The sequence below is a fragment of the Halomonas ventosae genome (assembly GCF_004363555.1).
Taxonomy (GTDB): Bacteria; Pseudomonadota; Gammaproteobacteria; order Pseudomonadales; family Halomonadaceae; genus Halomonas; species Halomonas ventosae.
The window spans coordinates 1-26,018 of record NZ_SNZJ01000015.1; the positions used below are offsets into that span (position 1 = coordinate 1).

Annotated in this window: 22 protein-coding genes and 1 other RNA gene; 11 read left to right on the forward strand and 12 right to left on the reverse strand. The window is 69.7% G+C overall.

Features of this window, described 5'->3' with window-relative positions; translation table 11 throughout:
• Nucleotides 1-180 precede the first annotated feature (180 nt).
• Together glyS and glyQ are read right to left on the reverse strand one after the other, a co-directional pair.
• Complete coding sequence (gene glyS / locus DFP85_RS12710) at nt 181-2,247, reverse strand: glycine--tRNA ligase subunit beta (protein ID WP_133636640.1); 2,067 nt, start codon at nt 2,245-2,247, stop codon at nt 181-183.
• A complete protein-coding gene (glyQ, locus tag DFP85_RS12715; RefSeq protein WP_106231142.1) occupies nt 2,247-3,194 on the reverse strand; it encodes a glycine--tRNA ligase subunit alpha in 948 nt (315 codons plus the stop codon). The genes glyS and glyQ overlap by 1 nt, the downstream gene beginning before the upstream one ends.
• A gap of 94 nt (nt 3,195-3,288) precedes the next feature.
• Between glyQ and rfaD the strand changes: the two genes are divergently transcribed.
• The gene (gene rfaD, locus DFP85_RS12720; RefSeq protein WP_133636641.1) at nt 3,289-4,245 is read left to right on the forward strand and encodes an ADP-glyceromanno-heptose 6-epimerase; all 957 of its coding nucleotides are present in this window, start codon (nt 3,289-3,291) and stop codon (nt 4,243-4,245) included.
• On the forward strand, nt 4,238-5,272 hold the full coding sequence (gene waaF, locus DFP85_RS12725; protein ID WP_133636642.1) for a lipopolysaccharide heptosyltransferase II: 1,035 nt from the start codon (nt 4,238-4,240) through the stop codon (nt 5,270-5,272). Before rfaD ends, waaF begins: the two co-directional genes overlap by 8 nt.
• Here the strand turns inward: waaF and DFP85_RS12730 are convergent.
• From DFP85_RS12730 to DFP85_RS12740, 3 genes are all read right to left on the reverse strand, one after another.
• Nucleotides 5,269-6,945 (reverse strand): sulfatase-like hydrolase/transferase, encoded by a 1,677-nt coding sequence (locus DFP85_RS12730; protein ID WP_133636643.1) that lies wholly within the window; start codon nt 6,943-6,945, stop codon nt 5,269-5,271. The genes waaF and DFP85_RS12730 overlap by 4 nt on opposite strands.
• Before the next feature lie 225 nt (nt 6,946-7,170).
• Entirely contained in the window at nt 7,171-7,941 is a 771-nt protein-coding gene (locus DFP85_RS12735) for a glycosyltransferase family 2 protein (protein ID WP_133636644.1), read from the reverse strand.
• Nucleotides 7,938-9,038: a glycosyltransferase family 9 protein gene (locus DFP85_RS12740; protein WP_133636645.1), complete on the reverse strand. Its 1,101-nt coding sequence runs from the start codon at nt 9,036-9,038 to the stop codon at nt 7,938-7,940. Before DFP85_RS12740 ends, DFP85_RS12735 begins: the two co-directional genes overlap by 4 nt.
• Nucleotides 9,039-9,079: 41 nt before the next feature.
• Between DFP85_RS12740 and DFP85_RS12745 the strand changes: the two genes are divergently transcribed.
• Entirely contained in the window at nt 9,080-10,219 is a 1,140-nt protein-coding gene (locus DFP85_RS12745; protein ID WP_243737299.1) for a glycosyltransferase family 4 protein, read from the forward strand.
• On the opposite strand, the gene DFP85_RS12750 is transcribed toward DFP85_RS12745, so the two are convergent.
• Complete coding sequence (locus DFP85_RS12750) at nt 10,189-10,935, reverse strand: 3-deoxy-D-manno-octulosonic acid kinase (protein ID WP_133636646.1); 747 nt, start codon at nt 10,933-10,935, stop codon at nt 10,189-10,191. The two genes, DFP85_RS12745 and DFP85_RS12750, sit on opposite strands and share 31 nt — an antisense overlap.
• On the opposite strand from DFP85_RS12750, the gene DFP85_RS12755 reads away from it, so the two are divergent.
• The 3 genes from DFP85_RS12755 to waaA are packed head-to-tail and all read left to right on the forward strand — an operon-like array spanning nt 10,934 to nt 14,752.
• Entirely contained in the window at nt 10,934-12,031 is a 1,098-nt protein-coding gene (locus DFP85_RS12755; protein ID WP_133636647.1) for a glycosyltransferase family 9 protein, read from the forward strand. The genes DFP85_RS12750 and DFP85_RS12755 overlap by 2 nt on opposite strands.
• Nucleotides 12,021-13,451: a bifunctional D-glycero-beta-D-manno-heptose-7-phosphate kinase/D-glycero-beta-D-manno-heptose 1-phosphate adenylyltransferase HldE gene (gene hldE, locus DFP85_RS12760; protein WP_133636648.1), complete on the forward strand. Its 1,431-nt coding sequence runs from the start codon at nt 12,021-12,023 to the stop codon at nt 13,449-13,451. The genes DFP85_RS12755 and hldE overlap by 11 nt, the downstream gene beginning before the upstream one ends.
• Nucleotides 13,451-14,752 carry a lipid IV(A) 3-deoxy-D-manno-octulosonic acid transferase gene (gene waaA, locus DFP85_RS12765; RefSeq protein ID WP_133636649.1) on the forward strand — a complete coding sequence of 434 codons (1,302 nt, stop codon included), beginning with the start codon at nt 13,451-13,453 and terminating at the stop codon, nt 14,750-14,752. Before hldE ends, waaA begins: the two co-directional genes overlap by 1 nt.
• A 22-nt stretch (nt 14,753-14,774) precedes the next feature.
• On the opposite strand, the gene rpiA is transcribed toward waaA, so the two are convergent.
• Nucleotides 14,775-15,449: a ribose-5-phosphate isomerase RpiA gene (gene rpiA / locus DFP85_RS12770; RefSeq protein WP_133636650.1), complete on the reverse strand. Its 675-nt coding sequence runs from the start codon at nt 15,447-15,449 to the stop codon at nt 14,775-14,777.
• Between the two features lie 156 nt (nt 15,450-15,605).
• Between rpiA and ilvA the strand changes: the two genes are divergently transcribed.
• Nucleotides 15,606-17,120, forward strand: a complete 1,515-nt coding sequence (ilvA, locus tag DFP85_RS12775) for a threonine ammonia-lyase, biosynthetic (RefSeq protein ID WP_133636651.1) — start codon at nt 15,606-15,608, stop codon at nt 17,118-17,120.
• 403 nt (nt 17,121-17,523) lie between these two features.
• On the opposite strand, the gene DFP85_RS12780 is transcribed toward ilvA, so the two are convergent.
• From DFP85_RS12780 to DFP85_RS12790, 3 genes are all read right to left on the reverse strand, one after another.
• Nucleotides 17,524-18,156, reverse strand: a complete 633-nt coding sequence (locus DFP85_RS12780; protein ID WP_133636652.1) for a 5-formyltetrahydrofolate cyclo-ligase — start codon at nt 18,154-18,156, stop codon at nt 17,524-17,526.
• A gap of 9 nt (nt 18,157-18,165) precedes the next feature.
• Nucleotides 18,166-18,350: non-coding RNA, 6S RNA (gene ssrS, locus DFP85_RS12785), on the reverse strand.
• Between the two features lie 51 nt (nt 18,351-18,401).
• Complete coding sequence (locus DFP85_RS12790) at nt 18,402-18,701, reverse strand: cell division protein ZapA (protein ID WP_133636653.1); 300 nt, start codon at nt 18,699-18,701, stop codon at nt 18,402-18,404.
• 162 nt (nt 18,702-18,863) lie between these two features.
• On the opposite strand from DFP85_RS12790, the gene DFP85_RS12795 reads away from it, so the two are divergent.
• The 4 genes from DFP85_RS12795 to DFP85_RS12810 all read left to right on the forward strand — a co-directional run bounded on the left by DFP85_RS12795 (nt 18,864) and on the right by DFP85_RS12810 (nt 23,496).
• Complete coding sequence (locus DFP85_RS12795; RefSeq protein WP_133636654.1) at nt 18,864-19,442, forward strand: UPF0149 family protein; 579 nt, start codon at nt 18,864-18,866, stop codon at nt 19,440-19,442.
• A 37-nt stretch (nt 19,443-19,479) separates the two neighbouring features.
• Nucleotides 19,480-20,817, forward strand: a complete 1,338-nt coding sequence (gene pepP / locus DFP85_RS12800; RefSeq protein ID WP_133636655.1) for a Xaa-Pro aminopeptidase — start codon at nt 19,480-19,482, stop codon at nt 20,815-20,817.
• A gap of 65 nt (nt 20,818-20,882) precedes the next feature.
• Nucleotides 20,883-22,094 carry a 2-octaprenyl-6-methoxyphenyl hydroxylase gene (gene ubiH / locus DFP85_RS12805; RefSeq protein ID WP_133636657.1) on the forward strand — a complete coding sequence of 404 codons (1,212 nt, stop codon included), beginning with the start codon at nt 20,883-20,885 and terminating at the stop codon, nt 22,092-22,094.
• A gap of 130 nt (nt 22,095-22,224) precedes the next feature.
• The gene (locus DFP85_RS12810; RefSeq protein ID WP_133636659.1) at nt 22,225-23,496 is read left to right on the forward strand and encodes a UbiH/UbiF/VisC/COQ6 family ubiquinone biosynthesis hydroxylase; all 1,272 of its coding nucleotides are present in this window, start codon (nt 22,225-22,227) and stop codon (nt 23,494-23,496) included.
• Here the strand turns inward: DFP85_RS12810 and DFP85_RS12815 are convergent.
• Entirely contained in the window at nt 23,474-24,778 is a 1,305-nt protein-coding gene (locus DFP85_RS12815; RefSeq protein ID WP_133636661.1) for a S41 family peptidase, read from the reverse strand. The two genes, DFP85_RS12810 and DFP85_RS12815, sit on opposite strands and share 23 nt — an antisense overlap.
• A 72-nt stretch (nt 24,779-24,850) precedes the next feature.
• A complete protein-coding gene (locus tag DFP85_RS12820) occupies nt 24,851-26,014 on the reverse strand; it encodes a murein hydrolase activator EnvC family protein (RefSeq protein ID WP_133636663.1) in 1,164 nt (387 codons plus the stop codon).
• Nucleotides 26,015-26,018 lie beyond the last annotated feature (4 nt).

The window sequence follows — 26,018 nt, forward strand, 5'->3', positions numbered from 1 at the left end:
GCCGCCAAGCCGCCAAGCCGCCAAGCCGCCAAGCCGCCAAGCCGCCAAGCCGCCAAGCCGCCAAGCCGCCAAGCCGCCAAGCCGCCAAGCCGCCACCAGTGTTTCTCGTGGAACAGACGGTGTCGGGCATGAAAAAGGCCGGCGTGGATCGCCGGCCTCGTTTCTCATTGCGAGGATTGCTTACTGCTGGAGCAGGGCGATATCCGCCACCTCCAGGAAGAGGGCCTGGAGGGCGGCGAGCAGGGCCAACCGGTTGCGGCGAACCGCCGGGTCCTCGGCCATGACCATGACCTGGTCGAAGAAGGTGTCCACCGGCTCGCGCAGGCCCGCTAGGGCGTCCAGCGCCTCGCTGTAGCGCGCCTCGGCGAAGAGCGGCATCACCGCCTGGCGGCGAGACGCCAGGGCCTCGTAGAGCGCCTGCTCGGCGGGTTCCTGGAGCAGGTCGGCTTCTACCTCGGTGCTGCCGTCGTGCTGCTGCTTGGTGAGGATGTTGGAGACCCGCTTGTTGGCGGCGGCCAGTGCGGCGGCCTCCTCGCGACGAGAGAAGCCCTGGACGGCGCGCAGGCGACGCGCGAAGTCGAGGGGCTGGGTCACCGGGCGGGCACGCACGGCGAGATAGACCTCGGTGTCGATGCCCTCGTCCCGAGCCCAGGCGCGGAAGCGGTCGAGCATGTAGGTGAGCACCTCGTCCACCAGTCCCTCCGCGTAAGGAAGCTCCTGGTGTTGCGCCGCGGCCAGTTCCAGCAACTCACGCAGGTCGAGGGCCAGCTTGCCCTTGACCAGGATGTTGATCACGCCGATGGCGGCCCGGCGCAGGGCGAAGGGGTCCTTGGTGCCGCTGGGGCGCTGGCCGATGCCAAAGATGCCGGTGAGGGTGTCGAGGCGATCGGCCAGTGCCAGCGACAGGCCGGTACGAGTCCGGGGGATCGCGTCGCTGGCGAAGCGGGGCAGGTACTGCTCCTCGAGGGCCTGGGCCACCTCGGCGGCCTCGCCGTCGTTGGCGGCGTAGTAGCGTCCCATGATGCCCTGGAGTTCCGGGAACTCGAGGACCATCTCGGTGACCAGGTCGCACTTGCCGAGCTCAGCGGCGCGCCGTGCCTGGGCCACGTCACCGTCGATGCGACCGGCGATGAAGGCCGCCACGGCGGCGCTGCGATGCGCCTTGTCGGCCAGGGTACCCAGGGCCTTCTGGAACACCACGCCGGCCAGTTCCGGGGCCCGCTCCGCCAGCGGGCGGCGGCGGTCGGTGTCGTAGAAGAAGGCGGCATCGGCCAGGCGCGGGCGGATCACCTTCTCGTTGCCCTGGATGACCTGCTCCGGCTCGTGGCTGTCGATGTTGGCGATGGTGATGAACAGCGGCTTGAGGCGACCCTCGTGGTCGAGCAGGTGGAAGTACTTCTGGTTGGCCTTCATGGACGAGATCAGGCACTCGGCGGGGACCGCGAGGAAGCGCTCGTCGAAGCTGCCGGTCAGGGCCACGGGCCACTCCACCAGGCCGCTGACCTCTATGAGCAATTCCTCGTCGATCACGGCCGTGGCCTCCTGGACCTCGGCCTCGGCCAGTACCTGTTCGCGGATGCGCTCGCGGCGCCTGTCGCGGTCGGCCAGCACCCAGGCCTGTTCCAGGGCGTCGAGGTAGTCTTCGGCGTGGGCCAGCTCGATGGGTGCCGGCGCGTGGAAGCGGTGGCCGCGGGTGGTGCGTCCTGCCTGCAGGCCCAGGGCGCTGGCCTCGACCACCTCGTCACCGTAGAGCATGACCAGCCAGTGGACGGGCCGGGAGAACTCCACCCGGGAGGCCCCCCAGCGCATGTTCTTGGGCACCGGCAGGGCGCCGATGGCCTTCTCGACGATGGCGGGGAGCAGGGCCGTGGTCGCCTCGCCCTGCTGCTGCTCGCGGTAACCCAGCCAGGTGCCCTTGTCGGTCTCCAGGTGGATCAGGTCGTCGACGCCGACCCCGCAGGAGCGCGCGAAGCCCTCGGCGGCGCGTGTCGGCTGGCCCTCCTTGAAGGCGGCGGCCAGGGCCGGGCCACGACGCTCGACCTCGCGGTCGGGCTGCTTGTCGGCCAGCTCGCGCACCTGGACGGCCAGGCGGCGCGGGCCGCCATGGGCGAGGACCTCGCCGAAGTCGATGTCGGCCTCGACGAGACCCCGGCGGATGCCCTCGGCAAGGGCGTCGGAGAGATCATCGATGGCGCCCGGTGGCAGCTCCTCGACGCCCAGTTCGACCAGTAGGGTATTGGCAGCCATCAAGCGTCTCCCTGTTCGGCAAGCAGTTCGTGGCGCAAGGCCTCGGGGGCCAGCGGGAAGCCGGCGGCCTTGCGCGAGTCAAAGTAGGCCTGGGCCACGTCACGGGCCATGGTGCGCACGCGCAGGATGTAGCGCTGGCGTTCGGTCACCGAGATGGCGTGGCGGGCATCCAGCAGGTTGAAGGTGTGCGAGGCCTTGAGCACCTGTTCGTAGGCGGGCAGCGGCAGGCTGGCGTCCAGTAGCTTGGTGCACTCGCGCTCCTGGTGGTCGAAGGAGGCGAAGAGGAAGTCGACGTCGGCGTGCTCGAAATTGTAGGCCGACTGCTCGCGCTCGTTCTGCAGGTAGACGTCGCCGTAGGTGACGCGGCTGCCATCCGGTGCCACCGTCCAGACCAGGTCGTAGACGCTGTCGACATCCTGCAGGTACATGGCGATGCGCTCGAGACCGTAGGTAAGCTCGCCGGTGACCGGATAGCACTCCAGGCCCCCGGCCTGCTGGAAGTAGGTGAACTGGGTCACCTCCATGCCGTTGAGCCAGACCTCCCAGCCTAAGCCCCAGGCGCCGAGGGTGGGAGACTCCCAGTTGTCCTCGACGAAGCGGATGTCATGGATCAGCGGGTCGAGCCCCAGGTGCTTGAGGGAGCCCAGATAGAGCTCCTGCAGGTCGGCGGGGGAGGGCTTCATCACCACCTGGAACTGGTAGTAATGCTGGAGGCGGTTGGGGTTCTCGCCGTAGCGGCCATCGGTGGGGCGGCGGGAGGGCTGCACGTAGGCCGCGTTCCAGGTCTCGGGACCGATGGAGCGCAGGAAGGTGGCGGTGTGGAAGGTGCCGGCGCCCACCTCCATGTCCAGGGGCTGGAGGATCACGCAGCCCTGATCGGCCCAGTACTGCTGCAGGGCGAGGATAAGGCCCTGGAAGGTTGTCACGTCTGGCGTCGACTGTGTCATTGGAAGCACCGTTGGCCATGAATTCACGAGCCGTCAAGTATACAATCACCGGAAGATCGGTTATAGGCGCAGGCCCGGAGACGAGAGGATTCCCATGATCGTAGTGACAGGCGGGGCCGGCTTCATCGGCTCGAATCTGGTCAAGGCACTCAATGCCCGTGGCCGGGACGATGTGCTGGTGGTCGACGACCTCAGCGACGGTACCAAGTTCGTGAATCTCGCCGACTGCACCCTCGGCGACTACCTGGACAAGGATGACTTCCTCGCCCGGGTGAAGGCGGCGATGAATGGCGAGGTGTCGCACCTGCCGCCCATCGAGGCCATCTTCCACGAGGGCGCCTGCTCGGACACCACCGAGTGGGACGGGCGCTTCATGCTCGAGAACAACTTCGAGTACTCCAAGGTGCTGCTGCACTTCTGCCAGCGCGAGGGCATTCCCTTCCTCTACGCCTCCTCGGCGGCCACCTACGGGGGCAGCGAGGTGTTCTTCGAGGCCCCGGAGCACGAGAAGCCGCTCAACGTCTACGGCTACTCCAAGCTGCTGTTCGACCAGTACGTGCGTGCCCGCCACGACGACTTCACCAGCCAGGTGGTGGGCTTTCGCTACTTCAATGTCTACGGGCCCCGGGAGCAGCACAAGGGCAAGATGGCCAGCGTCGCCTACCATCACCATACCCAGATCAGCGCCGGCCAGAACGTGAAGCTGTTCGGTGCCTGGGAGGGCTATGAGGCCGGCATGCAGAGCCGCGACTTCGTCTATGTGGGCGACGTGGTGGACGTCAACCTCTGGTTCCTGGATCACCCCGAGGCCTCCGGCATCTTCAACCTGGGCACCGGCCGCGCCGAGCCCTTCAAGGCCATCGGCGAGACTGTGGTCGACTACTATGGGCGCGGCAGGATCGAGTACATCGACTTTCCCGAGGAACTGAAGGGGCGCTACCAGAGCTATACGCGCGCCGACATCAGCCGCCTGCGCGAGGCAGGCTACGATGGCGAGTTTCGTACCGTGGCCGAGGGGGTGCGTGAGTACCTTGAGTGGCTGAATGGCTGAGGCCCCGCAGGTGCCGGCCTCTCGAGAGCCTCGCATCCTGGTGGTCGGGCCTTCCTGGGTCGGCGACATGGTCATGGCGCAGAGCCTCTTCAAGACCCTGAAGGCGAGGCAGCCGGGCAGCCGGATCACCGTGGTGGCCCCCGCCTGGTCGCGGCCGATCCTCGAGCGGATGGACGAGGTCGACGAGGTGGCCAGCCTCGAGGTGGGGCATGGCCAGTTCGGCCTGGCCACCCGGCGGCACCTCGCCCGCTCCCTGCAGGGGCGGTTCGACCATGCCATCGTGCTGCCGCGTTCCTGGAAGTCGGCGCTGGTGCCCTTCCTGGCGCGGATCCCCCGGCGGACCGGCTTCACCGGGGAGCAGCGCCTGTGGCTGCTCAATGACCGCAGGCGGCTCGACAAGGCGGTACTGGACCAGACCGTCAAGCGCTTCGTGGCCCTGGGGCTTCCGGCGGAGGAGGCCACCCGGGGCGACTTCCCGATACCCCGGCCCCGGCTGCGCCTGGACACCGAGAACCTGGTCGAGCGCCGTGTCGAACTGGGGCTCTCGTCGCGCCCGGCTATCGGCATGATGCCGGGGGCCGAATATGGTCCCGCCAAGCAGTGGCCGCTCGCCTATTTCCGGGAACTGGCGAGATCGCTGGTGGTAGAGGGGTTCGAGGTCCGCGTGCTGGGAGGTCCCAAGGACGTGGAGGCCGGCGAGGTGATCGCCGATGCGCTTCCCCACACCCACAACCTGTGCGGCAGGACGCGGCTGGCGGATGCCGTCGACCTGCTCGGTGACTGCCAGCAGGTGGTGACCAACGACTCCGGGCTGATGCACGTGGCGGCCGCGGTAGGGACCCGGGTACAGGCCATCTACGGGTCATCGTCGCCGGCCTATACACCGCCGTTGACCGAGAACGCCGAGGTGCACTATCTCGCCCTCGACTGCTCGCCCTGCTTCCAGCGCACCTGCCCGCTGGGCCATACCAACTGCCTGAATCAGCTCATGCCCGAGCGAATCCTGCAGGCAATCCTGGCGAGCTAGGGCAACTCCTCGGGCGCCTCGAGCGCCTGGTCCTTGGGGGTCTCGACGACCTGCTCGACGACCGGCTCCGGGGGCGGCGGTGGGCCCTGCGGCGGCTCCAGGCCTTCCCACAGGCGCTCCTGTAGGGCCGTTTCCTCCCTCAGGCGGGCATTCAGGGTATCCAGCCCGTGCTCCTCGACCAGGGTCGGCTCGGCAGAGAGCAGCGACACTCCCAGCCCCGCGCGATGCCAGTCGATCACGAAACCCATGGCCTCGAGCACCGTGGGCAGTAGATCCATGGTCGATGCCTCGACCTCGAGCCGGCGCGGCTGCAACTGTTCCCCCAGCAGCATGAAGGTATTGTCCCGCTCCCCGGCGACCAGCTGCTCCCAGGCGGAGACGCGCATGGTCAGGTGGTCGCTGGCGACCACCACCAGGGTGTTCTCCAGCAGACCCTCCTCCTCGAGCCGCTCCACCAGCCGGCGGGCCAGCCAGGCCGAGCACTCCACCGAATAGAGGATGTCCACGCCGTCGAACTCGCCCTGCCTCTCCCGACAGTCGCGGGCCGGGTAGCCGTTGGGGGCATGCCCGGTGATACTCAGGTTGACCAGGCCCCAGGGGCCGTCCTGGCGCTCCAGCCGGCGCATCTCCTCGACGGTGAGGTCATACAGGGTATCGTCGTAGAGGCCCCAGCTGTTCACGTAGTCGGGGGCCTCGAGCCCTGGCTCCAGTTCCTCCCGTCCCAGGACCCTGTCGAAGCCATGGTCCCGGTAGAAGACACCCTTGCCGGCGAACCGGGTACTGGCACCGCCCATGTAGGTGAGGGAGTAGCCCCGGGCGTCGAGCAGGTCACCCAGGCAGTCGACGCCCGGCACCACCTTGCCGAGGGGTTCGAACTGGCTGTCATGCAGCAGCCCGGCGGGCATCAGCGGCGTGCCGCACTGGCTGGCGATCATGCCGGCCATGGTCCAGCCGGTGTTGTCGACCTGGCGGACCCCCTCGAAGACCACGGCCTTCTCGCCCAGGGCCTCCAGGTGAGCATAGGCATCACCGAAGCGCTCCCGGTCGGCATAGGTGCGCTCGAGGCTCTCCAGGTAGAGCAGCAGCAGGTTGGGCGGGTCGCGCGGGGCCTCGAGGATGACCGGCTCGACATACTGGCGCTCCAGCCAGGCGCCATCCTCGGTGACGATGGCGGCGCCGCGCTGACCGATGCCATAGAGCATGGGGTTGCCTGCCAGCAGGGCCAGGGCGAGCAGTCGCTCCGCCAGTCGCCAGCGATGGTCGACCCGCACCAGCCAGGTGAAGGAGACCAGCAGCAGCAGCATGCTCAGGGTATAGAGGATGGCGGCGCCGATGCGCTCCCCGCCGCCATGCTCCTCCATGCCGGCCTGGAGATGGAAGAACACCGCGCCGAGATCGACCATACCGAAGCTGTCGGCGAGGTAGACGTAGAGCCCCCACAGGGCGATCGGCAGCAGCGACCAGGGCCAGACCCTGCGCACGGGGTGGGGTTGCGGCGGTGCCCCCCAGCGCCACCGGCGGGCCAGCAGCAGCCATCCCCCGGCGACCGGCACCAGGCCCCAGGTGGGGAGGCGCGTCAGGGTCGCCACGGTGAAACCGAGCCACAGCCCGATGACGAGCAGGGCCCACCAGCGCGGCTGGCGATGCGGGGGTGGCAGGAAACGGCTGGGCATGAGGGAGGGACACTGAGGTGAGTTCGGCACCAGCTTACCAAGGGACAGGAAACGAATGCACCGATGGGCGCTCTTCAGGGTGCGCCAGATGCTTACCATAATATTAGTACATTCTGTTATTTGAGCTTCATGATTCTGCCATGGCCTGTTCGTGCCACCCGTTTCAGGACGCCTTCCTGAGTGCCGTTCACCCAGGCCGAGGCACGGGCGGGCGTGATCAGGGTGTCAGGCCGACTCGGAATGGTCGGAACGCTCCCTCTCGTGGAGCTCGTTGAGCTTGGCGTACTTCATGTAGGCATGAAACGCGGTGGTCACGGCCACCGTCATCCCGTCCGCGCCCTGGAACAGGCCCCCCTTGAGGATCAGCTTCCTCAACAGGGCACTGAGTGCATGCCAGGTTGGCCGGTAGCGGGAGGGTCCCTTCCCCCGCTGCTTCATCGCCCAGGCATCGCGGCTCGAGAGCTGATCGATGCGGATGATCCAGTGGGAGAGGTCGCGGTAGGTGAAGTGCCGGATATGGCCCCCCGTGTCCAGGACCTGCGGTGCCTGCACGGAGGAGTGGGCCTTCTTCGGCAGGTAACCCGAGGTGGTACGGTTGTAGAGCCGTGTCACGGGATCCGGGTAGAAGCCGGCCGCCCTGATCCAGTGGTGGCCGGCAAAGTTACGTCGCTTGAAGCGATAGGCCATGTCGGGATCCTCCAGCGCCAGTGCCCGGATGGCCGCGACGGCATCCTCCTCGAGGCGCTCGTCGGCATCGAGGGCCAGTATCCAGTCGTTGCGTGCCCGGGGCACGGCGAAGGCCTTCTGGGGACCGTCTCCCAGGTAGGGCTGATGGATGACGCTGGCACCCTCGCGTTCAGCGATCGCCACGGTATCGTCGCGGCTCCCCGAGTCCACGACGATGATCTCGTCGCAGACGGGGCGCAGCGAGGCGATGCAGTCGGCGATGTTCTCCGCCTCATCGAGGGTGATGATGATTCCGGTGATCGGCGTCATGGTGTCGTCTCGCGGGTCGGGAAGTGGCCCAGGTGGCCGGCGATCCGGCTCGCCGCGGCCTCCAGGTCGATGCTCGCCATGTCGCGCTCACCGGCACCCGGGGGCGGACAGAAGGCGAGCCGGTGGGCCTCGGCGTTGCAGGTCTGCCAGCGCAGCGGGGTGGCAGAGCGGCGGGACGGATAGAAGCCCGCGGTGGGGCGGTCCAGGCAGCCGGCGATGTGCAGGGGGCCGGTGGAGCCGGCGATGAACAGGTCGGCGGCCGACAGGCTGAGGGCGAAGTCATCGAGCCCGCGGCGGGGTGGCAGCAGGCCTGCCGTCACTCCTTCGCCGACCAGGCGCTCGCGGAGCCGGTCGGCCGCGGCCTCCTCGCCCGGGCCGGCAGTGAGCACCCAGGCCGGGGCGGGGCGACTCGCCGCGGCCAGTCGTGCCTCCACGCCCAGCACCAGGGTGGCATAGCGCTCGAGGGTGAGGTTCACGGCCGAGCCGCCGCTGCCGGGATGCAGGAAGAGCCAGGGTCGCGAGCCGTCCAGGCTCAGCTCATCGGCAATGCGCGCTCGCTGCGTCGCGCGGGTCCCCTCGGGGAGCGGCCAGTAGGGCGGCTCGGGGCGTGCCGGCACTGCGAGCCCGAGTTCCGCCAGCAGGGCCTCGGCCAGCTCCAGGTTGTAGAGGTACTCCGGTTTCTCGGAGCGCGACCTGCGCTGCACGATGCGTCGGTTGTAGAATAGCTGGGCCCACTTGGTGGCCGGAGCGAGGCGCAGGGGAATGCCGGCCCGCCAGCCCAGCCAGCCGATGCGCGGGGTGGAGAAGAGGGTCAGCAGGGCATCGAAGCGCGCCTCGTGCAGGCGCTGGAGCAGCGTCCGGCGCCCCGCTCGGCCGCCGGCGTCACCGGGGTCGATCAGCACCTCGTCGATCCAGGGGCATTGCCTGGCCAGCGGCGCGGTGTAGGCGGGAACCAGGACGCTGACACGGGGCGCCGGTTCGACGGCCTTTAGGCAGGCGAGTGCCGGCCAGGCGAGCATGAAATCCCCGAGCTTGTCGTTGCGAACCACCAGCAGGCGAGGGCGGTCGCCGTCCCCGCCGGCAGGGCGAAGTGTCATCATCCGGGCTCCCGAGCCCCGTCACCGCAAAGGAGACCCCCTTGTCCCGCAAGGTCATGCATATCTGCCTCTCGAACGGCTGGGGCGGACTGGAAATGTATTCATCGCGGATTATACCCGAGCTGAGGCGGCAGGGGTGGGCGGCCCATGGCCTGGCGCTGTCGGGCTCACGGGTCGCCGCCAGCCTTGTTGATGCCGGCGTCACGCCGCTGACCGTGGCCTCCCGTGGCCAGGCCCTGCTGAGGGTGGGGCGCCTGCTCCGATACCTCAAGGCCCACGATATCCGGATACTCCACTGCCACAAGTCCAGCGACCTGCGCCTGGGGGCGCTGCTGGTGACCCTGCGTCCTTCGCTGCGGCTCTTCTTCACCGACCACATGGGCGTCACGCGTCCCAAGAAGGATCCCTACCACCGCTGGGCCTACGGCAAGGTGACGCGCATCTTTTCCATCAGCGAGGCGACGCGGCAACGTAACCTGGCGGCCTTCCCGTTGCCGCCCGGGCGCATCCGCCGGCTCTACCTAGGCATCGACCCGGCACCCTATGTGCCGCGCCTCACCGGTTCAGAGCGGCAGGCGCTGCGCGATTCGCTCGGTATCCCGCCGGGGGCGGTGGCGATCGGCCTGGCAGGCCGGCTGACCCCGGGCAAGGGCCAGGGCATCTGGATCGAGGCGCTGGCCGGGCTCTCCGAGCGCTATCCGGCGCTGGCCTGGCACGGGGTGCTGATCGGCGGGCTGACCGCCGCAGAGGGCAGCAGCGAGGCCTTCGTGGCCGAGCTACGCGACCGCGTGGCCGAACTCGGCCTGGGCGAGCGGCTGACCTTCGCCGGCTTCCGGGCGGACCTGCCGAGGCTGTTCGAGGCCCTCGACATCGTCTGTGTGCCGTCGCGCAACGAGGCCTTCGGCCTGACAGTGATCGAGGCCATGGCCGCCGGCAAGGCCGTGGTCGGCGCCGACAGCGGGGCCATTCCCGAGCTCATCGACGGCGAGACGGGCCGCCTTGCCGCGCCCGATGATCCCCTGGCCTGGCGTGACGCCATGGGGGAGCTGGCCGGGGACGCCACACTGAGGCAGTGCCTGGGGGAGGCGGCTCGAGAGAAAGTGAATGCTCACTTCACCCTGGCGGCCCACGTGCAGGGCCTGGTGGAGGCTTATGCCGACGCCTTGGTGGGCAGCTCATAGGCCTCGCGGATGGCCACCATGGCTTCGGGGGCGCCGAACTTCACCAGCGAGCGTTCGAGACGCGCCAGGTTGCCTGCCTGCCAGGCGCCCTCGGGACGCAGCCGGCAGCGGTCGAGGTCGATCAGCCACACCTCGTCCTGTGGGTCGACCAGCAGGTTGCGGGCATTGAGGTCCACGTGATCCAGGCCGGCATCGTGGAAGCGCCGGATGGTGGTGCCGACGCGCGCCAGCAGCGCGGCGCCGGCTTCATCTTGCTGCAGGAGGTCTGCCAGGGCGCGGGCGCCGGGGATGCGCTCGGTGATCAGGGCGGCGTCGTAGGTGAGGCCATGGCGGGTCACCCGAGCGGCGACCGGCCGAGGCACGGGCAGGCCGCGCGCATGCAGGTCGGCGGTCAGGCGAGACTCGCGAAAGGCGCGGGTCCGCTCCAGGCCGGTCCACAGGTAGCGGTCGTCGCTGAGCCGGGCGATGAGGCCACCGCGACGATAGGGTCTGAGCACCCACTGGGCGCCTGCCTCGAAGGGGCTGGCATCCAGGAAGAGGCTGGCCCCGCGCCCCGGGGCCTCGCCGATGACCCGGCCGGCGTCGCGCCAGTAGTCGGGATCGAAGCCGTGAGGGGGGAGGAGCGGCGCCGTTTGTGACCCCCGGTCGGCGTCACATAAACTGTCCGCATCATATAGAATGAAAATCTTTCCCGCTCGATACGTTGCCAACCGCATGAAGCATCCTCTGCCCGCCCGACCCCAGCATATCTGCGTACTGCGGCTCTCCGCCCTGGGCGATGTCTGTAACCTGGTGCCGACGGTGCGTGCCCTGCAGCGCCAGTGGCCCGAGGCGAGGTTCACCTGGATCATCGGCAAGGGCGAGCACAGTCTACTGGCGGGCCTCTCCGGGGTCGAGTTCGTCGTCTACGACAAGGCGACGGGGCTTGCGGGCATGCGCGCCCTGTGGCGCGAGCTGGCCGATACCCGCTTCGACGTGCTGCTGCACATGCAGCAGGCGCTGCGGGCCAGCGTGCTCTCCCTGGGGCTCAAGGCCGACGTGCGGGTGGGCTACGACAAGGCCCGTGCCAAGGATGCCCAGCACTGGTTCACCCAGCGCCACCTGGCGCCCCACCCCCGGGCCCATGTGCTGGAGTCGTACCTCGACTTCGCGCGCCTGCTGGGCGTCGAGGACCTCTCGCTGGCCTGGGACCTGCCGGTGCCCGACGCGGCCGTCGAGGAGGCGCGGCAGATTACCGGGGAGTCGCCCTACCTGCTGATCAGCCCGTGCGCCAACCCGCGCCTGCGCAATTTCCGCAACTGGTCCGCCGAGGGCTATGCGGCGGTGGTCGAGCATGCCTGGCGCCAGCATGGCCTGAAGACGGTGCTCACCGGCGGTGGCAGCACCCAGGAGCGCCAGCTCGGCGAGCGCATCCAGGCCCTCTGTCCCGGCGGGGTGGTGATCGATGTCATCGGCGAGACCTCGCTCAAGGGCCTGCTGGCACTGATCCGGGGGAGCCGCGCGGTGATCGCCCCGGACTCGGGCCCGGTGCACATGGCCAATGCCCTGGGTGCCCCGGTGGTCGGGCTCTACGCCACCACCAATCCCGACCGGGCCGGCCCCTACCGCTGGCGCGACTTCGTGGTCGACCGCTATGCGGACGCCGCGCGTACCTTCCTGCACAAGGAGCCCGCGGAACTCTCCTGGGGCCAGCGGGTCCGTCACCCCGATGCCATGTCGCTGATTCGTGCCGAGGACGTGATCGACCGCCTCGAGGCAGTGCTGGCCCTACCCGAGACCCCACAGGACACGGAGTCCCCCGATGAAGCTTGACCTGACCGCCCTGGAGCGCTCCCGCCTGCTGGTGGTGGGCGATGTCATGCTCGACCGCTACTGGCATGGCGGCACCTCGCGCATCTCCCCGGAGGCGCCGGTGCCGGTGGTGCGGGTCGACGAGTCCGAGGACCGCCCCGGGGGGGCCGCCAACGTGGCCCTCAACATCGCCTCCCTGGGCGCCCATGCCGCCCTGGCCGGCCTGGTGGGTGACGATGACAATGCCGACCGGCTGGCCTCCCGGCTGGAGGATGCCGGGGTGAGCACTCACTTCGACCGCAGCCCCGGTATTCCCACCATCACCAAGCTTCGGGTGATGAGCCGCAACCAGCAGCTGATCCGCCTGGACTTCGAGGAGGGGCTCGGCGATGTCGACACCACCGGGCTGCTGGCACGGGTCGAGGCGGCCCTGCCCGACTGCGACCTGGTGATCCTCTCCGACTACGGCAAGGGCACCCTCAACCGGGTCGAGGCGCTGATCCGGCTGGTCAAGGCCGCCGGCAAGCGGGTGCTGGTGGACCCCAAGGGCAGCGACTTCAGCCGCTACCGCGGGGCCAGCGTGATCACCCCCAACCTGGGCGAGTTCGAGGCCGTGGTGGGCCACTGCCGGGACGACGCCGAGCTCTCCGCCAGGGGCGAGGCGCTGCGCGCCGAGCTGGAGCTGGAGGCGCTGCTCATCACCCGCAGCGAGAAGGGGATGACGCTGATTCGCGAGGGACACGAGCCGCTGAACCTGCCCACCCGGGCCCGCGAGGTCTTCGACGTCACCGGGGCGGGCGATACTGTGATCGGCGTGCTCGGCCTGGCGCTGGCGGCCGGGCACGGCTTCGCGGAGGCGATGACCCTGGCCAATCTGGCCGCCGGCCTGGTGGTGGCCAAGCCCGGTACCGCGACCCTCTCCATTGCCGAGCTCTATACCGCCCTGCACGGCGACAAGCTGGCCGAGTTCGGGGTGATCGAGGAGCCCGCGCTGATCGAGGCGGTGCGTGCCGCCCAGGCGCGTGGCGAGCGGGTGGTGATGACCAACGGCTGCTTCGACATCCTCCACGCCGGCCACGTCGCCTACCTGGAACAGGCCCGGCGCCTCGGCGACCGGCTGGTGGTGGCGGTCAACGACGATGCATCCATCGGCCGCCTCAAGGGCCCCAAACGGCCCATCAATCCCCTGGCGCGGCGCATGCAGGTGCTGGCCGGCCTGGGCGCCGTCGACTGGGTGGTGCCCTTCGGCGAGGACACCCCCCAGCGGCTGATCGAGGCGGTGCTGCCCGACGTGCTGGTCAAGGGCGGTGACTATCGTCCCGAGGAGATCGCCGGCGGCGCGGCCGTCCGCGAGGCGGGGGGCGAGGTCAGGGTGCTGGGCTTCGAGGATGGCGTCTCCACCACGGCGATGATCTCCACCATCCTCGACCGTGAGACCTGATGCCGGCACCACGACCCTGGATCCGTCGGGGCTATGCGACGCTCCTCTATCTTCTCGCGCCGCTGATCTGGCGACGCGTCTGGCGCGAGCAGCTGCCCGGGCGGCCGCGCCGCGAGCGGCTGGGCCTCATCCCGCCCTACGCCAGGGGGGCACGCACCCTCTGGCTGCACTGCGCCTCGGTGGGCGAGGTGCAGGCCGCCCGGCCCTTGATCGAGGCGCTCCGGCAACGCTGGCCCGGTCACCACCTGGTCATCACCACCATGACCGCCACCGGGGCGGAGCGGGTGCTGGCGCTGGCAGGGAGTCGCCATGGCTCGGGGGATGAGGGCGAAGTGAGCCATCACTTCGTGCCGCTGGACTTCCCCGGGGCGGCCCGTCGCTTCGTCGCCCGGCTGCAGCCCGACCTCGCCCTCTTCTTCGAGACCGAGCTGTGGCCCAACCTGCTGGCCGCCTGTGACCGGGCGGGGGTGCCCGTGGCGGTGGTCAACGGTCGTCTCTCGTCCCGCGCCTTCCAGGGCTACCGTCGACTGCGCCCCCTGATGGCGGAGGCCCTGAGCCATGTGGCCTGGCTGGCGGCCAAGTCCGAGGTCGATGCCCGACGCTACGTCGACCTGGGCATGGCACCGGCCCGCACCACGGTGGTGGGCTCGCTGAAGTTCGATATCGGCACCGACCACGAGGCCCGCGAGGTGAGTGAGCGCTTGCGCACTCGGCTGGGCAACCGGCCGGTCTGGGTGGCCGGCTCCACCCACCCCGGCGAGGACGAGCAGGTGCTGGCCGCCCATGCCCGCCTGCGTGAGCGGCTTCCCGATGCCCTGCTGGTCCTGGTGCCCCGCCACCCCCGCCGCTTCGACGACGTGGCCGCACTGTGCCGCCAGGCAGGCCTGACGCTGGCGCGCCGCTCGCGCGACGAGTGGCCCGGGGACGACACGGCGGTCTACCTGGGGGACACCATGGGGGAGCTGCTGGCGTTCTATGGCGCGGCCGATCTGGCCTTCGTCGGCGGCAGCCTGGCGCCCATCGGCGGACACAACCTGCTGGAGCCGGCGGCAGTGGGCACGCCGGTGCTCACCGGGCCGACACTGGCCAACTTCGAGGACGTGGCCGAGGCGATGCGCGGGGCCGGGGCCCTGGTGGAGGTCGACGATGCCGGGGCGCTGGCCGCCGAGCTGCTGCGCCTGTTCGGCGACCGGAAGGCGCGACAGCGCCTCGCCGAGGCCGGCCGCGAGGTGGTCGCGGCCAACCGGGGGGCCCTGGCGCGCACCCTGGCGGGGCTGGAAGGCCTCATGCCGGCGGAGTGAGTGCTCGCTTCGACATATCGGGTCAGGCGGGCAGCAGGCGCTCCACGCCCTGCGCGGTGCCCAGCAGCAGCACATCGGCACCGCGGGCCGCGAACAGGCCGTTGGTAACCACGCCGACGATGGCGTTGAGCCGTGCCTCCATGGCCACCGGGTCGTCGATCATGAACTCGAAGCAGTCGATGATCTGGTTGCCGTTGTCGGTGACCACTCCCTGGCGATAGACCGGGTCGGCCCCCAGCTTGACCAGTTCCCGGGCCACGTAGGAGCGAGCCATGGGGATCACCTCCACCGGCAGCGGGAAGTGGCCTAGCCGCTCGACTCTCTTGGAGGCGTCGGCGATGCAGATGAAGCGCTCGGCGCAGGCGGCGACGATCTTCTCCCGGGTCAGGGCCGCACCGCCCCCCTTGATCATGTGCAGGTGAGCGTTCACTTCGTCGGCACCGTCGATATAGAAGGGCACGGTACCGGCCTCGTTGAGCTCGAAGACCTCGATGCCGTGGCCGCGCAGGCGCTCGGCGCTGGCCTCCGAACTGGCCACGGCGCCGCGGAAGTCATGGCGCAGCGCCGCCAGCCGGTCGATGAAGCGGTTCGCGGTGGAGCCGGTGCCGATGCCAAGGATGGTGTCGCGCTCGAGGCGGGGGCGGATCTCGTCGATGGCGGCGGCGGCCACGGCGTCCTTGAGTTCGTCCTGGGTCATGTCGTGCTCGCTGTCGGGTGGATGGCGAATGCCGCGCCATTATAGGCGATGCCGATGGCGGGTGCTGGACGCCATGGCCGCCGCAATGCTACCAATAGGGGTTCTCTGCAGCGCAGCAAGATCTGCCGCCCCGCGTCACGCCTCTGGGATATCAGGATGCTCGAAGCTACCGTCAAGAAGATTCTCCAGGCCCGGGTCTACGAAGCCGCCCGGGAAACGCCGATCTCCCCGGCTCCCTTCCTCTCCCGCCGCTTCAACAACACCATCCTGATCAAGCGCGAGGACCTGCAGCCGGTCTACTCCTTCAAGATTCGCGGCGCCTACAACAAGATGGCCCAGCTCACCGACGCCCAGAAGGCCAAGGGGGTGATTGCCGCCTCGGCGGGCAACCATGCCCAGGGGTTGGCGATGGCGGCCAAGCTGATGGGCGTCAAGGCGGTGATCGTGATGCCCCGCATCACGCCAGAGATCAAGGTCCAGGCGGTCCGGGCGCGGGGCGCCAAGGTGGTGCTCAAGGGGGATGCCTTCGCCGAGGCGGCAGCCTACGCCCAGGAGCTGATCGCCGAGCATGGCTACACCTACATCCCGCCCTTCGACGACATCGACGTCATCGCCGGCCAGGGCACCATCGCCGTGGAGATCCTGCGTCAGCATGGCGGACCGATCGACGCCATCTTCGTGCCGGTGGGCGGCGGCGGACTGATCGCCGGGGTGGCGGCCTACGTCAAGTACCTGCGCCCCGAGATCAAGGTGATCGGCGTGGAGTCCGAGGACAGCGCCTGCTTCAAGGCGGCGCGCGAGGCGGGCAAGCGGGTCACCCTCGACCAGGTGGGGGTCTTCGCCGAGGGGGTCGCCGTGGCCCAGGTCGGCAAGGTGCCCTTCGACATCGCCCGGGACCTGGTCGACGACGTCATCACCGTCAACACCGACGAGATGTGTGCCGCGGTGAAGGACATCTTCGAGGATACTCGGGCGGTCTCCGAGACCTCCGGGGCGCTCTCGCTGGCGGGCCTCAAGAAGTACATCCAGCAGACCGGTGCCGAGCACCAGACACTGGTCTGCATCAATTCCGGGGCCAACACCAACTTCGACCGCCTCCAGCACATCGCCGAGCGCACCGAGCTCGGCGAGCAGCGCGAGGCGATTCTCGCCGTGACCATCCCCGAGAGGCCCGGCAGCTTCAAGAAGTTCTGCCGCACCATCGGCAAGCGGATGGTCACCGAGTTCAACTACCGCTACGCGGACCCCGAGAAGGCGCACATCTTCGTCGGCGTCCAGGTGAAGCCCGGTGGCGAGGACCGCCAGGCGGTGATCGACAAGCTCCTTGGTGCCGGCTACCCGGTGGAGGACCTCACCGACAACGAGCTGGCCAAGCTGCACATCCGCCACCTGGGGGGCGGCCGGCCGAAGGAGCGCTTCGATGAGGAGGTCTACCGCTTCGAGTTCCCGGAGCGCCCCGGGGCGCTGATGAACTTCCTCACCCACCTGCCCCACGACTGGAACATCTCGCTGTTCCACTACCGCAACCACGGGGCCGCCTATGGCCGGGTGCTGGTGGGCATGCAGGTGCCCAATGGCGACCGCACCCACGTCGAGGAGTACTTCGACGACATCGGCTATCGCTACTGGAAGGAGAGCGACAATCCGGCCTACCGGCTCTTCATGGCCTGACGCCGGGCAATCCTCGAAGCGTCGAGTGAGCGCTGACTCACCGCGGAGCCTCGGGATGCCGAGTGTTTAAAAATGTAACACCCTAAGTATGCCGGTTGTCATACGCAGGCATCAGGCCCTATAGTTTCGTCGTCACCGCGCCCTTGCGGTGACCCGACAACAACATCCACAACGACCCTCGCGGTCCTGCCTCCCACGGAGTCGACAATGAAGCGCAAGCCCGATCTGGTCATGGCACTGGTGCTGGTGTTCGGCATCGGGGTCGTGGCGACCGGCTATGCCCAGGCGCTGGCGGGCGGCTGACTCCCCCGCAAGCCGGGTAATGAGCGCCTCGACCGTAACCGCCTGATGACGAAGGCCGATGCAGATGCATCGGCCTTCGTCGTTCGTGCCGCAGGGTCCCTCAGGGGCGTATCACCCGGGCATCGCTGACGATGGCATCCAGCGGCACGTCCCAGGGGGCGGCGGGGAGTCGCTCGACCCGCTGGCAGTCATGGGCCAGGCCGATCAGTCGAGGGCGCGGGCCCGGGCGGCGGGTGAAGGCCAGGGTCCGGTCGTAGAAGCCGCCGCCCATGCCCATGCGCTGCCCCTCGTCATCGAAGCCCACCAGCGGCAGCAGGATCACATCGAGGGCCCAGGCCGGCGTTCGCCGGGCGCGGTGCGCCCCGTGGCGGGTCTCGGGTTCCGGGATGCCGAAGCGGTTGGCCACCATGGGCGTCCCCGAGTGGTAGTGCACGAACCACAGCTGGTTGCGGGAGAGCGGCTTGAGAACCGGCAAGTGCACACGGGCGCCGCGATGCTCGAGCCAGGGAATCAGCGGGGTGGGATCGATCTCGCCGTCATTGGGCAGGTAGAGGGCCAGGCGGCGGGCGCGCTGGATCTCCGGCAGCTGTCGGAGCTGTCGGCAGAGGCGTTCGGCGGCATCACGGCGGGCCTCGGCGCTCAGTTGGCGACGGCGAAGGCGCAATTCACGCCTGAGCCGGCGACGGGCGTCGTCGGTCGGGGGGGTGGCGGCGGTATCCTGCATGTGGGTCATGTCGGATAAGGGTTCCCCAGAGTGCCGCTGTCGTTCTGGCCCTTGAACCCAGTGGTTCAAGGTGGGTGGCCGCAGCCGAACCGTCAGGCTTTCCGACGCACGGACATGCACACGGGTCCGGCTAGCATTTGGCCCCCTGGGTACTGCGCATAGGCTCGAGGGACGATAACGACTGGCAAACACCCCAGGGAACAACTTCATCCTACCAGAGGCACGGGCGGGGCCAAAGGGATGATTGCGCCGTCTCAACGCTCGGGCATGGCATCCAGCGCCTTCTCGAGGCGGGCATTGAGCTCGTTGAGGCTCTGCTCGCCGGCCCGCTGGTCGTCCAGGGCCTCGAGCAGCTCGTGGGCGATGTTGAGGGCCGCCATGATGGCGATCTTCTCGCGGTCGATCACCCGCCCTCGGGAGTGGATGCCCTGCATGGCGCGGTCGAGGTAGCGGGCAGCCCGCTCGAGCTTGTCCTGCTCCTCCGGTGGGCAGGCGATGGCATAGCTGCGCTCCAGGAGGGTGATCTCGGTGGTGGGCCGCTTGGGCTCGGTCATGGCAGGCTCCGGAAAGGGCCAGGGGAAGGGATCGCACGCCGGGTGCGCGTCACAAGGAGCCGATGCGTTAACATCGAGGCCACAGGATGAATGCCAGTCACTATAAGAGAGCCGTTTGCGGGCGGTCAACGCGCCGGACGGCTCCCACCAGCGGATCTTGCCATGTCATTGATCAACGAACGCCAGGACTTCTCGACCATTGCCGACACCTTCCTGCTCCACGGGAGCATGCAGTCGCCGGCCTTCCTCGACGGACGCCTCTGTGCCGAGCTCGCGCTGCATGACCTGACGCCCGAGGCCTGGCTGGAAGAGGTCTGCCTGAGCCTCGGGGTCGACCAGCCCCGCGACGAGCCCAGTGCCGAGCGGTTGCTGGGCTGGCGCCGCCAGACCCTCGAGGCCCTCTCCGCCGCCGAGCTCAACTTCGAGCCCCTGCTCCCGGACGAGCTCTTCTCCCTGGCCGAGCGTGCCCTGGGCCTGCAGGAGTGGACTCTCGGTTTCCTCGAGGTGGTGGCCGATGCCGGCGAGGCGCCGCGCGGTGCCTGGTCGCCGGCCCTGCGCGAGGCGCTGGAGGACCTCGAGGGCCTGACGAGCATCGAGACCGATATCGAGGACAGTCCGGAGAACGAGAACGACCTCTTCGCCCTCACCGAGCATGCACGCATGGCCGCGATGCTGCTCTACACCGAGCAGCATCCCGGCAAGCCCCAGGTCGAGCAGGTCGACGAGCCCACCCGCCACTGAGGTCGGCCACACAATCCCCACCCACCCAGGAGCCGTGATGCACCCCGAGATCCTGCCCCGCCCCGCCCCCATCACCAATGACGAGTACAGCGCCCGTCGCAGGGTCCTGATGGATCGGCTGCCCGTCGGCAGCGCCGTGCTGCTGCCCGGTGCGGCACTGGTCACCCGCTCGCGGGACAGCGAGTTCCCCTTCCGACAGGACAGCGACTTCCACTACCTGACCGGCTTTCCCGAACCCGAGGCTCTGCTGCTGCTGCTGCCGGGCCGCGAGGCCGGCGAGAGCGTGCTGTTCTGCCAGGACCGCGACCCGACGCTGGAAGCCTGGACGGGCATCCGCCTGGGCGCCGAGGGCGCCGTGCGCGAGCATGGCATCGACCAGGCGTTCGAGAATGCCGAGCGCGAGGAGCGCCTGGCCGAACTGCTCGACGGTCGTCATGCCCTCTACCTGCCGCTGGGCGATGCCGAGGCCCTGGCGCTCGCCGAGGAGGTGCGCGGTGAGCTGGCCGGCCGTGCACGCCGCGGGGCGGTGGCGCCATCGGCCTTTGCCGACGTCAGCGACCTGATCCACGAGCAGCGCCTTCGCAAGAGCGAGGCGGAGCTGGCCCTGATGCGCCATGCCGGGGCGATCTCCGCCCGGGCCCATGTGCGGGCCATGCGCGCGTCCCGCCCGGGGCTCATGGAGCGACAGTTGCAGGCCGAGCTCGAGCACGAGTTCCGCTGGCAGGGCGGCAGCGGCCCGGCCTACGCCAGCATCGTCGGTGGCGGCATCAATGCCTGTGTGCTGCACTACATTGAGAACCATGCCCCCCTGGAGGATGGCGCGCTGGTGCTGATCGATGCCGGCGCCGAGTTCGATCTCTATGCCGGCGACATCACCCGCACCTTCCCGGTCAACGGCCGCTTCTCCGAGGCCCAGCGGGCCCTCTACGAGGTGGTGCTGGCTGCCCAGGAGCGCGCCGTCGCCGCGGTCCGCCCCGGCGTCACCCTGGCGACGATCCACGAGGGCGTGGTGCACGACCTCACCGCCGGTCTCATCGAGCTCGGGCTGCTGGAGGGCGACGTCCAGGCGCGCATCGACGATGGCAGCTACAAGCGCTTCTACCTGCACTCGACCTCCCACTGGCTGGGACTCGACGTGCATGACGTCGGGGCCTATCGCCACGAGGGCCAGCCCCGCGCCCTGCTGCCCGGCATGGTGCTCACCGTGGAGCCCGGCCTCTACGTGCCCGCCGACGACGACCTGCCGGAGGCCTTCCGCGGCATCGGTATCCGCATCGAGGATGACGTGGCGGTGACGCCCGACGGCCACGAGGTGCTGACCGCGGACGTGCCGAAGCGGGTGGCGGAAATCGAGGCCCTGATGGACAGGAAGTGACCAGTCGAGGAGTCGTTGCCAATGCCTTTATGTAATGTACGTTATGAAATGATAGGGCGGCGATCATGACACCGAAGCATGACGAGAAGGTGGATATCGCCATCATCGGTGGCGGCCTGGTGGGCGCCAGCCTGGGCTGTGCCCTGGCCGCGCTCGTCGAAGGGGCGAGGCTCAGGGTGGCGGTGATCGAGGCCGCACCGCTGCTGCCGCAGCGGGCCGAGCCCTGGCAACCCAGTTTCGATGCCCGGGCGAGTGCCATCGCTGGCGGTTCCGCGCGACACTTCGCGAGCCTGGGCGTCTGGGAGCGCATGGCCGAGATGGCGGCCCCGATCCGCACCATCCACGTCAGCGAGCGGGGCCGGCTGGGCGTGACCCGGCTGCGCGCCGCGGAACTGGGCGTCGAGGCGCTGGGCCACGTGATCCCCAATGCCTGGATGGGGCGGGTGCTGCATGGCCGGCTGAGCGAGCTGCCGCTGGCCTGGCACTGTCCGGCCAGGGTCGAGGCGATCCACCCCGTCGCCGAGGGGCATCGGCTGCAGCTATCGGATGGCAGCGAGCTGGAGGCCGGGCTGACGGTGCTCGCCGACGGCGGTCGCTCGGGGCTCAAGGAGCGGCTGGGGATCGAGAGCCATGAGCGGCCCTACGACCAGGTGGCGCTCATCGCCAGCGTCGAGGTCAGCCGTCCCCACGAGGGCGTCGCCTACGAGCGCTTCACCCCGGCGGGGCCCATCGCCCTGCTGCCCCTCCAGGGTCAGGCCATGGAGCTGGTCTGGACCCATGAGCGCGGCCAGGAGGAGCGTCGCCTGGCCCTGTCCGATGGGGACTTCCTGGCCGAGCTGCAGCAGGCCTTCGGAGATCGGGCCGGGCATTTCCGGCGGGTGGGTCGACGCCATGCCTATCCGCTCTCGTTGATCACCGCCCGCGAGACCGCTCGCCCCGGGCTGGCGGTGCTGGGCAACGCCGCCCATGCCCTGCACCCGGTGGCCGGCCAGGGGTTCAACCTGGCACTGCGCGGGGTCATGGACCTGGTGGCTGCCATCGAGACCGGCATCGAGCGGGACCAGCGCCCGGGGAGTTCGGCGGTCCTGCAGGATTTCGAGGCGCGCCGGGACGCCGACCGTGGCAACGTCATCCGCTTCAGCGACGGCCTGATCCGCCTGTTCGGGCTTGATCTTCCCCTGCTTTCCCATGCCCGAGCAGCCGGCCTTGTGGGCCTGAACCTGACGGGACCACTGCGCCGCGGCCTGGCCCGCCGGGCCATGGGATTGGAAAGATAGCGGCTGATGGGAAAGCGGCTGGGGCAACGGTCGCCGGAACGACAGGGACAGGAACCCCGGAGGGAGGATGGGGCATCGACACGCGGGACAGAGAGCATGGCCATCGGGGCCATCACGGGGAGCAGAGGTCATGAGTGCAGAACAGGAAGGCGCGCCGGCGTCGTTCGAGGTGATCGTCGTCGGCGGCGGCATGGTGGGCACGGCGCTGGCCTGCCTGCTGGGGCGGGCCGGGCTGGAGGTGGCATTGCTGGATGCCCGCGAGGCACCGCTCGACCCCGACGTCGCGGGAAAGGGGCCGCCCTCCATGCGGGTCAGTGCCCTGACCCCGGTATCGCGGCAGTTGCTGGAGGGGCTGGGGGCCTGGGCGTGGATGGCCTCGCGCCGGGTGAGCCCCTACCGCTTCATGCAGGTCTGGGATGGCGAGGGCAGCGGCGAGGTGAACTTCTCCGCGGAGCAGGCCGGGGTGCCGGTGCTGGGGCATATCGTCGAGAACGACGTCACCCTGGCGGCGCTGGAGGCATGTCTGGCGGAGCTGCCGGATGTCCATGCGCGCTTCGGTGCCCGGGTGGCTGCGCTCGAGTCCGGCGACGACGGGCGGACGGTTCGGCTGGAGGATGGCAGCCGGCTGACGGCCCCGCTGGTAGTGGCCGCCGACGGCGCCCGCTCACCGCTGCGCGAGATGGCCGGCATCGACGTCCGCTCCCGCGACACCGGCCAGGTGGCCGTGGTCACCACGGTGCGTACCCGCCTCGCCCATGGCGGTGTGGCACGCCAGGTCTTCCTCCCCACGGGGCCGCTGGCCTTCCTGCCGCTGCATGTCGAGGGTGGCGACCGCCACTGCTCCATCGTCTGGTCCACCTCCCCGGAGGAGGCCGAGCGTCTGGTGGCCCTGCCCGGCGAGGCACTGGGCCTGGAGCTGGCGGCGGCCATCGAGCACCGGCTGGGCGAGGTGACGGTGACGGACCGGGCGCTGGCGGTGCCGCTCACCCAGCGCCACGCCGAGCGCTACGTGCTGCCGGGCTTCGCCCTGGTGGGGGATGCGGCACACAGCATCCATCCCCTGGCGGGCCAGGGAGTGAACCTGGGGCTGATGGATGCGGCGGTGCTCGCCGAGGAGCTGGTCACGGGCCGGCGGCGGGGGCTCTCCCCGGGGGATGCGGCACTGCTGGGCCGCTACGCCCGGCGGCGGCGCGGCGACAATGCCGCCATGCTGGCGCTGATGGACGGCTTCCGGCTGCTCTTCGGGGCGCGCCACCCGGCGCTCACCCTGGCGCGCAACCTGGGGCTCTCGGGCGTCGACCGGCTGGGGCCGCTCAAGCGCCTGCTGATGCAGCAGGCGACGGGGCATCGCGGTCGCCTGCCTCGCGCCTGCCGGCCGCTCATCCGCCGCGCCGCTGGCTGAGCACGTTGAGGGCCTTGAGCAGGTTGAGGGCCTCGCCGAGCTGGTAGTCCTCGCGCAGGCGCTCGCTCATCTCGCTGCGGGTGCGCTCTTCCTCACGGGAGCCCAGGTGGCCCTCCAGGTCCGATTCGCGCACGTCCAGGCCACTGCCCTCGGCCACTTCCAGGCGGCCGCGGATCACCTCCACGTCGGGCTCGATGCCCTGGGCCTGGATCGAGCGCCCGTCGGGGGTGAAGTAGAGCGCGGTGGTCAGCTTGAGCCCCTCGCCGTTGCCCAGCGGCATGATCTGCTGCACCGAGCCCTTGCCGAAGCTCTCGGTTCCCATCACCACGCCGCGGCGCTGGTCCTGCAGGGCGCCGGCGACGATCTCTGCCGCCGAGGCGCTGCCGCCGTTGATCAGCACTACCAGCGGCACGTCGGCGGCCGCCGTCTCGCGACCGGCTGAGAAGCGCATCTCGCTGTCCGGCAGGCGCCCCTCGGTATAGACGATCAGTCCCTCGTCGAGGAAGGCATCGGCCACGTCCACCGCGGCCTGCAGCACCCCGCCGGGGTTGTTGCGCAGGTCGAGCACCAGGCCCTTGAGCGGCCCGTCGCGTTCCAGGCGGCGGATGGCGCTGCCGACCTGCTCACCGGTGCGGGTCTGGAACTGGCTGACCCGCAGGTAGCCGTAGCCCGCCTCCAGCAGCTCGCTCTTGACGCTCTCGGTGCGGATGATCTCGCGGGTCAGGGTGACCTCCCGGGGAGCGTTCTCGCCCTGGCGCAGGATGGTCAGGCGGATCTCGGTACCGGGGTCGCCGCGCATCAGGTTGACCGCCTCCTGCAGCGAGAGCCGGTCGGTGGGCGTGTCGTCGATGCGCAGGATCTTGTCCCGGGACTGCAGGCCGGCCCGGGAGGCCGGGGTATCGTCGATGGGCGTGATCACCGTCAGCTGGCCATCCTCCATGCCCACCTCGATGCCCACGCCGCCGAACTCCCCCTGGGTGGACTCGCGCAGGCTCTCGAACTCCTCGCTGTCCAGGTAGGCCGAGTGGGGATCAAGCTCGCTGAGCATGCCGCGCATGGCGTTGCGCAGCAGGTCGGCATCCTCGACCTCCTCCACATAGGCGCGCTTGATGCGTTCGAACACCTCGGCGAAGGCCTGGATCTCGGCCACGGGCAGCTCATCCTCCGGGCCCTGGCCCTGGGCGGCGACGGGCAGGGGGGCGAGCGCCAGCAGGGCGGCCGGCAGCAGTGCCGACACCAGGCGGCGCGTCACGGTGGGCAGAGCGGCGGGACGTAGGGGCATGCAGATTCTCGCGGTTCCGGAGGTGGCAGCCCAGCATAGCCCGTGGCCGGGCGTCTATGGAATAGCCGGGCCTCAGGGCTGGCGGGCGATCCAGCGCCGCGGGTCGATGGGGTCGCCGCCACGGCGTACCTCGAAGTAGAGCCCCGGCCGCTGCTGGCCACCGCTGTCGCCCACCGCGCCCAGGGTGTCGCCGCGGGAGACGGCAGCCCCTACCCCGGCCGTGAAGTGCTGCAGGTGGGCATGCAGGGTCATGACCCGGTCGCCGTGATCGACGATCAGCAGGTTGCCGAAACCGCGCATCCAGTCGGCGAACACCACCCGACCAGCGTGCACGGCCTTGACCGGGGTGCCCGCGGCGGCCCGGATCAGCAGGCCGTTGCGATGCACGCCGGCCCCCTCGTGGAAGGTGGAGGCGATGCTGCCCTGCACCGGCCACGGCAGTTCGCCGCGGGTCTGCTCGATGGCGGTAGAGGGGGGCGGCCGCTCCAGGCGGGCCAGCCGCTCCTGCACCTCGCGCAGGGTGCGCTCGGCATGCGCCCGGTCCTGGGCGAGCGTCGCCAGGCGGGCCTGTTCGCTGGCGAAGCGCTCGTCGAGCCGGGCCACCAGGGTGGCACGTTCCGATATCTGCTCGGCCAGGGTGGTGCTGCGCGCGGCGAGCTCCTCGGCCACGGCCTCGAGGCGTTCGACGCGCTGCGACAGCGCCCGGCGAGTGTCCGCCAGCTCGGCATCGAGCCTCGCCAGCGCGTCGAGGCGCTTATTGCGCGCCCGGGCCAGGCGGTTGAGGTAGGTCTGCAGGCGGTCGAGCCGCGCCGGGTCGTCCTGGTTGAGCAGCAGCTTGAGCTGGGGGGTTCGGCCGAGGCGGTAGAGGGCATCGAGCTGGGCCGAGAGGGCCTCGACCTGCTCGGTGCGCTCGGCGGCCAGCTGGTCGCGGCGTGCCTCGAGGCTGGCGATCTCGTCGCCGAGGGTGCGTCGCTCGGCCTGCAGGGCGTCGAGGCGGCGGTGAGTCTCGGCGAGTGCCGTCTCCACCTCGCGCAGGGCCTCGCTGGCCTCGTCCCGGGCCTCACGGGTGGTGGAGAGCTGCGCGGAGACCGCCTTGAGTTCCTCGCCGAGGGCATCGAGGCGCGCCTGCGCCTCCCGCTCGGAGGGCTGGGCGGCAAGCGGCGATGCCAGGCCCAGGCCCAGCAGCAGGACCAGCCCCGGCAGCCATGTGCCGAGCGCCGCCACGCCTCTTGCCATTCCC